Origin of the sequence: Actinomadura chokoriensis (assembly GCF_041463665.1) — a bacterium.
Taxonomy (GTDB): Bacteria; Actinomycetota; Actinomycetes; order Streptosporangiales; family Streptosporangiaceae; genus Spirillospora; species Spirillospora chokoriensis_A.
In genome coordinates, this window is the sequence record NZ_JAXCEJ010000014.1 from 42,783 (window position 1) to 54,319 (window position 11,537).

Here is an 11,537-nt window from a genome sequence, read left to right on the forward strand (position 1 = left end):
GCCCCCGTGACCGTGCCCCCGTGACCGTGCCCCCGTGACCGTGCCCCCGTGACCGTGCCCCCGTGACCGTGCCCCCGTGACCGTGCCCCCGTGACCGTGCCCCCGTGACCGTGCCCCCGTGACGGTCCCCCGTGACGGTCCCCCGCGAGGGTCGCTCGGGACGGTGGCACAAAGAGGCCATCCGCCGGGAGAACCGGCCGTGCGGCTCGCGCGTCTGAGGTGCAGACGCGGGCGGGGACGTGAGCCGGCCGCACCTACAAATGAAGAGGAGGCCGCATGCCCGTGCTCGCCCTGGCGATCGCCGTCGTCGTCGCCCTCATCGTGTTGATCATCTTGTTCAAGATGGTCTGGCGGGTCGCCGAGCCGAACGAGGCTCTGATCATTTCCGGACTCGGTGCCAGGTCCAAGCCGATCGACGGCGTGGACAGCCTCGGATTCAAGATCGTGACCGGCAAGGGGACCGCCGTCCTGCCCGGATTCCAGACCTCCCGCCGGCTGCGGCTCGACAGCCGCGCGGCCAACCTCGAAGTGAACTGCGTGACCCAGCAGGGCATCCCGGTCAAGGTGCGCGGCGTGGTCATCTACAAGGTCGGGGACGACTTCGTGTCGATCGCCAACGCGGCGCGCCGCTTCCTGGAGCAGCAGAAGTCGATGGACGGGGCGATCCACGAGCTGTTCACCGGCCACCTGCGCTCCATCATCGGCAACCTCACCGTCGAGGATCTGATCCTCAACCGCGAGCGCCTCACGTCCGAGACCCGCGGTTCGGCCGCCGACGAGATGAGCAAGCTCGGCCTGGTCGTGGACTCCCTGCAGATACAGGAGATCCACGACGAGGCCGGTTACATCACCAACCTGGGCCGCCCGCACGCCGCCAAGGTCGCCGCCGCCGCCCGCATCGCCGAGGCCGAGCGCAACCAGGAGGCCACCGAGCGCGAGCAGGAGACCGAGCGGCAGAACGCGGCCGTCATCCGGGACACCGAGATCAAGAAGGCCGAGTACGAGGGCCAGGTGCAGCAGGCCGCGCAGCAGGCCCGGCAGGAGGTCATCCTCAAGGAGACCCGCAACGCCGAGCTGGAGGCCGAGCGGACCGAGAAGCGGCTGGAGAGCGAGATCCGCAAGCCCGCCGACGCCCGCGCGTACGAGCAGGTGAAGCTGGCCGAGGCCGAGCGCGAGGAGCGCATCTCCTACGCCCAGGCCGCGGCGACCGAGGTCCAGCTGAAGGCGCAGCGGGAGTCGGAGGCCATCCGGCTGCTCGGTGAGGCCGAGGCCGACGCGACCCGGCAGAAGGGTCTCGCCGAGGCCGAGGCGATCAAGGCCCGCGCGGAGGCGCTGGCGAAGAACACCGACGCCGTCATCGCGCAGCAGCTCGCCGAGCAGTGGCCGCAGATCGTCGAGGCCGGCGCGGGCGTGTTCGGCAACGTCGACAACATGGTCGTGCTCAACGGCGCCGAAGGCATCGAGGACATGCTCGCCAAGGCGCTGACGCTCGGCGGCACCGGGCTCGGCGTCGCCCGCCAGCTCCTCGCCAACCTGAACGGCCAGCCCGCGGTCAACGGGCACAACGGCCACGCCCCGGCCGCGCCCGCCGTGGAGGTCCCCGTGGTGGAGGTCCCGAAGGAGGACTGACCCGCATCATGGTGGGAAGGCCCGGCCCCGGCCGGGCCTTCTTGGCGTTAGGGGACGGTCACTCCCGCTAAGTTCGTTCTCATGTCCGTGCCGCGGCTTGCCGTTTCCGTCGACCTTGTCGTGCTCACCGTGCGGCAGCAGCGCCTCTGCGCACTGATGTGGCGGCGGGACAGGGCGCCCTATGACGGGGCGTGGTCGCTGCCGGGCGGGTTCATCCAGCTCGACGAGGACCTGCCGGTCGCGGCGTCCCGCCTGATGGCCGAGCGGGCCGGGCTCGCGGACGTCCGGATCCACCTGGAGCAGCTCGCCACCTACGGCTACCCCGACCGTGACCCCCGGCAGCGGGTGGTGAGCGTCGCCTACCTGGGGCTCGCGCCGGACCTGCCCGCGTCCAGCCGCGCGCAGGTGCTGTGGACGGCCGTGGACGAACTCGTCCACCATGACCGGGCCGCGTTCGACCACCGGCGGATCCTGTGCGACGGCATGGAGCGGGCGCGGGCGAAGCTGGAGTACACCTCCCTCGCCGCCGCGTTCTGCCCACCCGAGTTCACCGTCGCGGAGCTGCGCCGGGTCTACGAGATCGTGTGGGGCACCAGCCTCGACCCGCGCAACTTCCACCGGAAGGTCACCGGCGCCGACCGGTTCCTCATCCCGACCGACCGGACGACGACGCGCGACGGCGGCCGTCCGGCCCGGCTGTACCGGCGCGGCGACGCCGAGCAGCTGCGCCCCCCGATGCTGCGTCCGCGCCCCTGACCTCGGGCGATGGCGTGCGCATCGCGGCCCGGTTGCTATTTTCGGCCCTTATGAACGGTGACGAAGCGCTCGGCCTGCTCGTCCGCGACATCGGCGCCGCCGGCATCGCGGAGATGGCCGGCTCCCCCGGGCTCGCGGCGGCCGTCGACCAGCACGTGGCGACCCTGCGGGACGAACTCGGCTCGCCCGGCGCCGACGAGCTGATGGACTACCTGCACGGCTTCGCCGAGGACGCCTTCAGGCGCGGCTGGTGGCCGGACGACCCGCACGACTGGGAGTTCGTCCGGATCGTCGCCGTCTGCTGGATGATCGGCGCCCGGTGACCCGCCTCGCGGACGGTGGTCGTGCGCGGCAGCGTGACGGGTCGGGTCGCCGCCCGGCCTCCTGACCGCCCGGAATGCCCCGGCTAGGCTGGGGACCGTCATTTCTGTGCGATCTGGAGGACAACGGTGTCCGAGGCAACCACTCCGCGCTTCCGCTCCGTCCTCGACCGGTTCGTGGCTTACAAGCCCGGCAAGGTCGTGGTGTCGCCCGAGGGCCGCTCGTTCAAGCTGTCGTCCAACGAGTCGCCGGACGGCCCGCTGCCGTCGGTCGTGGACGCGATCGGCGAGGCCGCGCGGAACGTCAACCGCTACCCCGACAACAACGCGACCGCGCTGACCGAGGCGATCGCGTCGTTCTGCGGCGTCCCCGCCGACCATGTCGCGGTGGGCTGCGGCTCGGTCGGCATGACGCAGATGCTGCTGGAGGCCGTCGCCGAGCCGGGCGCCGAGGTGGTGTACGCGTGGCGGTCGTTCGAGGCGTACCCGCTGCTCGTGTCGCTGTCGGGGGCGGCGGGCGTCCAGGTGGCGCTGAAGGACGAGACGCACGACCTGCCCGCGATGGCGGACGCGATCACCGAGCGGACCCGGCTGATCTTCATCTGCAACCCGAACAACCCGACGGGCACGATCGTCCGGCGGGCCGAGATCGAGGCGTTCCTGGACCGCGTCCCCGCCGACTGCCTGGTCGTGCTGGACGAGGCGTACCGCGAGTACATCCGCGACGACGAGGTTCCGGACGGCCTCACCCTCTACGGCGACCGCCCGAACCTCGCGATCCTCCGCACGTTCTCCAAGGCCTACGGCCTCGCGGGCCTCCGCATCGGCTTCCTGGTAGGACACCCGCTCGTGGCGGGCGCGATCCGCAAGACCTTCCTCCCGTTCAGCGTGAACTCGGTGGCGCAGGCCGCCGGCATCGCGTCCCTGAAGGCCGCCGACGAACTGCTGGAGCGCGTCGAAGGCACGGTGAAGGAACGCGACCGCGTCCGCGACACCCTCCTCGCCGACGGCTGGACGGTTCCGCCCAGCGAGGCGAACTTCGTCTGGCTGCGCCTCGGCGAACGCACCATGGAATTTTCCGCCGCCTGCGACGCGCAGGGTGTGAGCGTCCGCCCCTTCGAAGGCGAGGGCGCCCGGGTCTCCATCGGCTCCCCCGAGGAGAACGACGCCTTCCTGGCAGTGGCCAAGTCCTTCCCCCACCGCAACTAGTGCGGTGTCCACGAACGTCGACCGGGTCGCTACCTCGTTGACTTGCGGCGAATGCGTGGTCTCGTCTCTTTAGGTCGCTGACCTGCGGAGACGAGGCTACGCGTTCGCATTTCTGGGAGTTTGGCCCGTGGGGAGCCCGTCACCGATGGGACCGTCCCCGGAGGGCTGAAGGCCGCTTAGAGCAGCGTCGATGAGCCGGTTGGCCTCTTGCTCCATGCCGGTGAACCAGTGCGCGTATGTGGACATCAGGACCGTGAGGGAGTGTCCCAGCCGCCGCGCGACCTCGGTTGCGGGAACGCCGGAGTTGAGCAGCAGTGACGCGCAGCCGTGCCGCAGGTCGTAGGGCCGTTTGGCCAGGTCCGCCGCTTGCTCGGAGTCGGTCAGTGCGATGGCCCGCGCTCGCCGCCACAACTGCCCGTACATGACGTTGGTGATCGGTGCGTAGTCGGCACCGGCCGCCGTGTCGAAGAAGACCCGCCCGTCCGGAGCCGTCCCCCAGCGGTCCAGGTGTGCGCGCAGCAGCGCGGCCAGGACCGGGGGAAGCGGGACGATGCGCACGGCACCGGCCGGGCGGTGCTTGAGCGCGCGCTGGTCGTACTGGCCGCCGTCATCGGTCCACTTGTCGCCCACGTCGGGAGTGCTGCCCGACAGGGTGGCGGTGCCCCAGCCGGACGCGGGCAGGGTGAGGTCATCGCCGCGCAGGTGCCGCGCCTCAGCGGGACGGAGCCCCGCGTAGTACAGCGTGGCGAAGAAGCCTGCCATGTGCGGTCCGCGCCCTTTGCCGTTGGTCAGGCCCGCCAAGCCCGCCACCAGCCGCCGCGCCTGTTCCAGGTTGGGTACCGCGCGCGGGTCGACCGCGTCGGTGATCCGGGCACGCGCGCCCTTGACCCCGGTCACCGGGTTGACCGCCAGGAGCTTGCGCTCTACCGCGTACTGCATGCAGGTGTGCCAGACGCCCCGCCGCCGCGCCAGTGTCTTGGCCGCCGCGCGGGTGCCGTCGATGTTGAGCGCCAGCGCCGACAGCGCATCCCGGATCACTTCCGCATCGGTCAGGTCCGCCACCGGGCGGGAGGCGTCCGCCAGCCACGCCAGCGCCGAGGCGATGTCATCGGGCACGGGCCGCTCCCAGGTGGGAGGGATGAACGCGTGCGAGCGCAGCGCCCGCCGCAGCAGCGCATCAGCGGGACGGTTCCGCTTGGCCTTGCGCGGGTCCAGCAGCGCCAGCGTGACCGGGACGAGCTGATCAGCGGTGCACTTGCGGGAGTTGGCTGGAGAGTCCGCCCACCGCATCGCCGCGTAGGAGCGCGCCAGGGAGTAGAAGGTTTCGCTCGTGCGCTCCCAGGAGACGGGTTCACCCGTCGCCAGGCTGAACAGCTCACCGTTGCGTGCCGCCGCCACCAGGCCCGCCCGGTAGGTCTCGCCGAGTGCCTTGGTCAGGAAGGAGCGGGAGAACTGCGCGGCATCCACGCGCCACCGCACTTCCCACGGCTTGCGCCTGTTCGCACGCTTGCGGATCTGCCAGAATTGAACGTCCTGCGCTTTGATCATCGAAGCAACTCCGTTCCGTCCGTTCCGAGCTTGTGAAGCCATTCTATGAAATCTGCGCGCACAATTCTCAGCTCATTGTTCGGCAGGCGGAACGCTTTCGGGCCGCGCCCTGTAGCGAGCCACCGATACACCGTAGAACGCGCTACATGCAGCTCACAGGCCACATCACGGACCGACATGACATCGACGGAGACCATTACCAATCACCCCGGAAATTGCCGACACGGGCCAGCGACGGGCCAACAGAAATACAGAACACGGGAAAGGTGATCAACGACCGGTAACGGCCAATTCATGCCCCAGAATTGCCGCATGCAGCCCTTGACTTAAAGTCGCTGGAATGCATGGGGTTGCGGCCGGCGGCCACCCGCCACCCCGACCGATCACCTCGGGGTCGGCCATCGCGCGCACCCGCCGTGTTGCGCCGCTTGAGGCTCGCTCCTACACCTATCGAGCCGCTACGCGGCGCGTCCTTGCCGTGCGACCCTGCCTGCGCCCACCGGCCGCCGCCCCGCAGGCAGGACCCCGTAACACAGGCAGGGCCGCACCCGTTCACCATGCGCCCGTGACCGCGATCAGCGCCGGAACCACCACCGTCGCCACCAGGCCCGCCACCGACGCCGCGACCAGCACCGCCCCGCACACCCGCAACCAGTGCGCCCACACCGCCCGCAACGCACGGACCGTCACGCGCAGCGCCAGCCGCCCCAGCCGCAGGCCGCCCGCCAGCAGCGCCCCGGCCGCCGCCACAGCCACCGCCGCCAGCACCGCCCGCACCAGCACCGCCGTCCCTACCGGCCGCGCCTGTTCCGGCTGCATCCTTTGTTCACTCATCGCCGCTACCTCCTGGCCATTGCTGAGGGGAGTTCATCGGACGTGCCGCAGGCGGGGGGAACGGTGGCCGCGACCGCGAAACCGGTGGCACCGGCCGCCGCTGTTGCGCCGCCTGCTCTGGCTGAACCGGACGCGGGTGCGGCTCGATGGCCCGGCCGCGTGTGAAGGCCATCAGCACCCACTCACACCCGATGCGCGCGGCCAGGACCCCGGCGACCCCGGCCGCGACCACCAGCGGCGCGAGCCACCAGAACCCGCCGCCCGCCCAGCCCGCCACCGACCACACCAGCAGCAGCCCGACCAGCGACCCGCAGGCGATGACCCCGGCCGCCGCCACATACAGGCAGCCCACCAGCCGCGGAGTGACCATCGTCGTGAACCCCACATCGGCCAGCCCGCGCAGCACGCCGGGCGCACGCTCAGGACCGCCGGTCACGGCCCCCACCACCCGCACGACGACCCCAGCCACCCCACCGGCAGCACCACCAGCAACCCGATCCACACTCCCGACCACCACAAGCGCGGGTAGCGGTGCCGCAGCGGAACCCGGAACCGCAGCACCACCCGGCCCCCGCCCCCGCCGAACCCGAGCCGGATCACGATGGGCAGCGCCGCCAAGGCCACCAGCACCACCACAGCGTCAGCCATCATCGGCCCCCCTCCGCGCCGTGGTCGCGATATCCGCGAACGCCCGCGCCGCCGCGTGATCGCGCGCGAGCGTCCTGGCGAGATCACTGTCACCCAGCCGCGCCCAGCCCGACCCGACAAAGCGCCAGTCGCGCACCATCACCGCGCCGCCGTCGCTGGCCGCTTCCGCCCACGGGTCAGGCCCCGCCCGCCCGGCTTGCTCGCGTGCCCGCTCAGTTCGCCAGGCCCGCCGCACCGCCGCCAGCGTGGCCCGCGTCACCGAATACCACCGGCTCTTGGTCGCGAAATGCCCGGCGAACCCCAGGCTGTGAACGTGTTCGGCCAGCCGCCACCCCGCACACTCCGGACGCTCCGCCAGCCGCAGGCACGCCGACACCAGCAGCGAGACGTGCGGGTTGTTGACCCGCCGCAGCACCCGGCCCGCCGCCCGAGCGGAGAACCGCCGCGCGGGCAGCCCCGCGAACGTGTCCGCCGCCGTCTTCGTGGCGTACTTCGCCAAGTAGCCAGCCGCCCGCCCCGGATCCGAGACCGGCGACACCTCGAGTTGCGAACCCCACCGCGCGACCCCGCCCACATGCGCCCCGATGTCCGGGAGCCGCACGCCGACCCGCCCAGCCGCGTCCCCGATGGCCGCCGCAAGCGCGCTGCCGTCCGCCCAGTCCGGAGGAGCCACCACCGCCGACCGCTCCCCGCCGTCCACCCCGTCCAGGCGGATCACCGCGTGCAGATGCACCGCCCCACGCCGCTGGTATTCGGCCACCTTGACGTAGCTCACCCGCACCAGCGTGCGGACCTGCCGGACGCTCACCGCGACCCCCGTGCGCTCGGAGGCGATCCGCGCCAGCGCCCGGTAGAGGTAGATCACCGTGCGTCGCCATAGCTCCGGCACCGCCGCGTGCCACAGCACGTGAGCGGTGTAGGAGTAGCAGTCCCAGCACAGCGGACGACCGACCACCGGATCATCCGGCCCGTGCCGCGCGTCGCACCACGCCCGCACCGCGTGACGGCACACCAGCGGCCCCCGCCGCTCCCGGCACGGCCCCTCCGACGACGCGCGATGCACCGCCCCGAACGAAGGCGCGGTGAACGTCGCCAGCACCGCCGGATGCCCCGCCACCGACGCCGGAACCGCATCCACCCGCCCCGCCAGACGCGGCGCACGCCCCCGCAGGCCCGCCGCGATCAACTGCCAGGTATCCCGCCGGTAGATCTCCGCACACGACCGGCACACCGCCGCCCGCCGATCCCCGCACGCCAGCAACAACACCCCATCCGGCTCACCGCCGCTGGACCACTCCGCCCGCACCTCACCCGTGCGCGTGTCCACCACCGTCGCGCCCCCACGCACCCGCACCGGCCGGGAGCAATGCCCGGTGTGGGCCACCTGACGCGACCACGCCCCCCACTGGTCACCATCGGCGACGCGCGCCAGCATCCCCGCCAGCACCCCACCCCGCACCACACCCGAAGCCGACCCCGAAACCCCCGCCACTCGCCCCATGCGCGCACCGGGCGCGGTGGCCGGCAGGACTCCGCCCCTCCGGGGTGACCTGCGGCCATCCCGCCGGCTACCGCTCACCACCGCACACCACCCGCCGCACCGTCCGAGCCCGCCGAGTCGCCCGCCGGGTCACCGCCGTGACGGCCGCGCCCGCTGTAGCCGTACACGAACCGCCACAGACACCACGACAGGGCGTACCAGTCCGCCGAGTCGTCCTCGATCACCGGGAACCCGAAGGAGCCCAGTACGTCACCTACTTCACGTACCACCGCCGCCGAGAACCGGTCGTCCACCGGCCCCGCCGGACGCTCCACCGGGTACACCCGGCCCGCCACCGCCGCCGCGCACGGACACACCCGCGCCGCCAACTCTGTTGACACGTACGCCATCGTGTTCGCTCCCATCAGGAGGAGGGGACCTCGCGCGGCGGGCACGCTGCCGCCGACCCCGCCGCGCGAGGCCCCAGGTTGAGAAGAAGAGAAGGAGAGAAGGGAACCCGGTCAGGCCCGCAGCGCCGCGCCCCGCGCCACGATCGACCGGATGTCGTTGTCGTCCAGGTAGTACGACCGCACCCGGCGCGGAAACCCGCCCTCGGCGTACAGCCACCCCACACCGCGCGTCGCGATGTCGATCTCAGAGGCGTCGTAACCGGCGCTCGCCATCCCCGCGCCAAGGATCGTGTCGGAGGCGTCCCGCGTGGTGCACCGCATCGCCAAGCGCAGCGCCATCAGGTCACGCCACGTCGTAGGCACCACGGTCCCGGCCGGTTTCTGCGTCGCCGACACCTGCGCAATCAGCGCCGCCCGGCCCCGCGCCGCCACATCCTCACCGAGGGAGTTGTAGCGCTTGGCCGCCTTGCTGTCGCTGTTCGCCGAGTAGAACCGCAGTTCATCCGTGACGGCCAGGATCAGCGGAGCCTCACCGGGCCGCAGCTCCCGCCGCCCCGCCGCCTCCAACACCTCATACCGCCGGTCCATCTCTTGAATGAGGTCCTCTTGCTGCGCGATGGCCACGTCCATGTCGTTGCCTGCCAGCCGGGTCATGACCGGCCGCCACAGCCCCAGCTCAACGATCTTGGCGTCCCACCCCCAGATCTGCGCGAAGGGGTCGAGGGCAGCCGCCGCCAAGATCAGGCTCAAAGCCGCCGACTTGCCCGACTCCGGCTCACCCCCGATCAGGAAGTGCTTGCCCGGCAGCCGTACCGCCACCGGCTCACCCATGTCATCCACACACAACGGCACCGGATCGGCCACCGAGCGCCGCGCCGCCTCGACCCACGGCCACCGCAACGGCCCCGCCCCGGCCCACGGGTCCCGCCGGACGATGTCCACGTGCGCCACGGGCGCGCACTCCACGTCCCGGCCCACACGGACCTCACGCACCCGCAGAACGGCCGCCACCCGCTCAGCCTCCCCCGCCAGGTCATCCACCGTCGCGCCACGCGGCACGCGCACCACCAGCCGATCACCGGCAGGCACCCGCCGATCCCGCCGGATACGCGGAATCCGATCATTGGGCGTCGTCAGGCCCGCGAAACGGCACGAGCGGTCCCACTGCCGCCGCAGCCGCGCCCGCCGCCACGCAGCCGCCGCCCGCCGACGCGACCACGGCACCACTCCCACGATCACCGCCACCTCGGCCGGAGCCACGACCGCGCCAACCCAGCCCCGCCCCTGCCATCCCGCCGCCGCCACCAGCGCGAGCACGCCCAGCGCGGCCAGCTCACGCCGCCACAGCCAGCTAGGACGCACCACCCACAGCAGCAGCGCCGACCCGAACGTCAGCCGCGCCCGCACCGGGAGTTCCGGCCGCTGGAGGACCGGCGGCAACCCCACCCGGCCCCGCGCCGATACCCCTGCGAACCGCTGCGAGCGGGTCACCACGCACCGCCCATCCCGCCGCCGTGCCGGATACCGGGCCAGCCCTCATCAGGCCCCCGCTCCGCGCGCCGCCCGGCGACCGGCGTATCCCACGGCCCTTGCTCCACCGGCTCATGCCGGGTCGCATCCGGGTCGAACCCGCCCCCGCCGCCGGAGTCCCCGCAGCCGCTGGAGCCGGGGACGGTTCCCCCCAGGCCCGGCATCGGCACCGCTCCCGACCGCCGCGCCCACGCCCGCCACGCCTCATCCCGCCGCGCGTGCAACTCCTCCCACACCCGACCCGGCACCAGCCCCACCACCAGATCACGCACCGCCACCCCGCCGACCCGCCCATCAGCGGGCAAATCGGTCCACACCGACCGGTACCCGGCCGCCACATGCAGCCACCCGCCCGTACCGACCCCGGCACCGGCCCCCGCACCGTTGCCCGTACCGAGCCCGGCACGCGCGCCACGCGGCCCCGCACTCTCCAGCACACCCGAGCGCAGCACACCCGCCAGCGCCCGCCGCCGCCGACGCTCGCCCGCCTCCGCCAGCCGCAGCCACGTCGGCCCCGCCGGGTCGGTCAGCGCGTAATGCAGCCGCGCCGGACCCGAAGCCCCGACCATCACCACGTACGCGCACTCCCCATACGGCCAGCCGCTCTCCCGGCCGCCCACCGCAGCCACCACGCCCGCCGGAATCGCCGGACCGCCCAGCAGCCGCCCGAACACGCCCCCGCCACCAGCCCCCGCACCGCTCACGCCCTGCCCGCTCACTCGCCCACGCCCCTACCCGCCGCAGCCGAGGAGGCCCCCGCCGCCTTGCCGCCGCCCGCACCGCGCGGCCCGCCCGCCGCAGCACCGCCCGGCGCTCCCGCAGGCTCCAGACGCTCAGCCGTCCACCACGTCACCGAGTCCCCGCGCCTGTCCACCACATTCAGGGTGAGACCGACCGGCGTCACGAACTGGCCTTGCATCACGCCAGGGTCACCCACCAGCCCGACCTTGATCGGCGCACTCTGCTCGCCGTCCATCGCCAGCAGCCGCACCTGGAACAGGGGCCGCCCCTCGGCGTCCGTGCGCAGTGCGCCGGACTCGAACTCCTTGCGCTGTTCCGGGGCGTCCGCCACCAAGAACGCCAGCTTCTCCATACCGATCTGGAACTGCACGCGCCCACCTCCGCAACTCTCGCCTTTCGTACCGAGTTCGGTACGAGTCATGCCAAGAGTGT

Annotated in this window: 14 protein-coding genes; 4 read left to right on the forward strand and 10 right to left on the reverse strand. The window is 72.4% G+C overall.

Translation table 11 applies throughout. The features are described 5' to 3' along the window. Positions 1 to 276: 276 nt before the first annotated feature. The 4 genes from SM418_RS21485 (at position 277) to hisC (ending at position 3,914) form a co-directional block, all read left to right on the forward strand. Positions 277 to 1,629: a flotillin family protein gene (locus SM418_RS21485; RefSeq protein WP_371943223.1), complete on the forward strand. Its 1,353-nt coding sequence runs from the start codon at positions 277 to 279 to the stop codon at positions 1,627 to 1,629. A gap of 81 nt (positions 1,630 to 1,710) precedes the next feature. Continuing rightward, positions 1,711 to 2,385 (forward strand): NUDIX hydrolase, encoded by a 675-nt coding sequence (locus tag SM418_RS21490; RefSeq protein WP_371943222.1) that lies wholly within the window; start codon positions 1,711 to 1,713, stop codon positions 2,383 to 2,385. A 50-nt stretch (positions 2,386 to 2,435) separates the two neighbouring features. Next, a complete protein-coding gene (locus SM418_RS21495) occupies positions 2,436 to 2,708 on the forward strand; it encodes a DUF6401 family natural product biosynthesis protein (protein ID WP_371943221.1) in 273 nt (90 codons plus the stop codon). Positions 2,709 to 2,834: 126 nt separating this feature from the next. Further along, a complete protein-coding gene (gene hisC / locus SM418_RS21500; protein ID WP_371943220.1) occupies positions 2,835 to 3,914 on the forward strand; it encodes a histidinol-phosphate transaminase in 1,080 nt (359 codons plus the stop codon). Positions 3,915 to 4,010: 96 nt separating this feature from the next. On the opposite strand, the gene SM418_RS21505 is transcribed toward hisC, so the two are convergent. The 10 genes from SM418_RS21505 to SM418_RS21550 all read right to left on the reverse strand — a co-directional run bounded on the left by SM418_RS21505 (position 4,011) and on the right by SM418_RS21550 (position 11,475). Then, positions 4,011 to 5,462: a tyrosine-type recombinase/integrase gene (locus tag SM418_RS21505; RefSeq protein ID WP_371943219.1), complete on the reverse strand. Its 1,452-nt coding sequence runs from the start codon at positions 5,460 to 5,462 to the stop codon at positions 4,011 to 4,013. Next, positions 5,459 to 5,659, reverse strand: a complete 201-nt coding sequence (locus SM418_RS21510) for a helix-turn-helix transcriptional regulator (RefSeq protein WP_371966105.1) — start codon at positions 5,657 to 5,659, stop codon at positions 5,459 to 5,461. Before SM418_RS21510 ends, SM418_RS21505 begins: the two co-directional genes overlap by 4 nt. A gap of 355 nt (positions 5,660 to 6,014) precedes the next feature. Next, positions 6,015 to 6,296: a hypothetical protein gene (locus tag SM418_RS21515; RefSeq protein ID WP_371943218.1), complete on the reverse strand. Its 282-nt coding sequence runs from the start codon at positions 6,294 to 6,296 to the stop codon at positions 6,015 to 6,017. Beyond that, positions 6,289 to 6,732 (reverse strand): DUF4282 domain-containing protein, encoded by a 444-nt coding sequence (locus SM418_RS21520; RefSeq protein WP_371943216.1) that lies wholly within the window; start codon positions 6,730 to 6,732, stop codon positions 6,289 to 6,291. Before SM418_RS21520 ends, SM418_RS21515 begins: the two co-directional genes overlap by 8 nt. Further along, positions 6,729 to 6,947, reverse strand: coding sequence for a hypothetical protein (locus SM418_RS21525; protein ID WP_371943215.1), 219 nt, complete (start codon positions 6,945 to 6,947; stop codon positions 6,729 to 6,731). The genes SM418_RS21520 and SM418_RS21525 overlap by 4 nt, the downstream gene beginning before the upstream one ends. Next, positions 6,937 to 8,379 carry a replication initiator gene (locus SM418_RS21530; protein WP_371943214.1) on the reverse strand — a complete coding sequence of 481 codons (1,443 nt, stop codon included), beginning with the start codon at positions 8,377 to 8,379 and terminating at the stop codon, positions 6,937 to 6,939. The genes SM418_RS21525 and SM418_RS21530 overlap by 11 nt, the downstream gene beginning before the upstream one ends. A 140-nt stretch (positions 8,380 to 8,519) precedes the next feature. Continuing rightward, positions 8,520 to 8,849 carry a hypothetical protein gene (locus SM418_RS21535; protein WP_371943213.1) on the reverse strand — a complete coding sequence of 110 codons (330 nt, stop codon included), beginning with the start codon at positions 8,847 to 8,849 and terminating at the stop codon, positions 8,520 to 8,522. Positions 8,850 to 8,945: 96 nt separating this feature from the next. Then, entirely contained in the window at positions 8,946 to 10,241 is a 1,296-nt protein-coding gene (locus SM418_RS21540; RefSeq protein ID WP_371943212.1) for an FtsK/SpoIIIE domain-containing protein, read from the reverse strand. 80 nt (positions 10,242 to 10,321) lie between these two features. Next, entirely contained in the window at positions 10,322 to 11,068 is a 747-nt protein-coding gene (locus SM418_RS21545; RefSeq protein ID WP_371966106.1) for a hypothetical protein, read from the reverse strand. A gap of 11 nt (positions 11,069 to 11,079) precedes the next feature. Continuing rightward, positions 11,080 to 11,475 (reverse strand): hypothetical protein, encoded by a 396-nt coding sequence (locus SM418_RS21550; RefSeq protein ID WP_371943209.1) that lies wholly within the window; start codon positions 11,473 to 11,475, stop codon positions 11,080 to 11,082. Positions 11,476 to 11,537 lie beyond the last annotated feature (62 nt).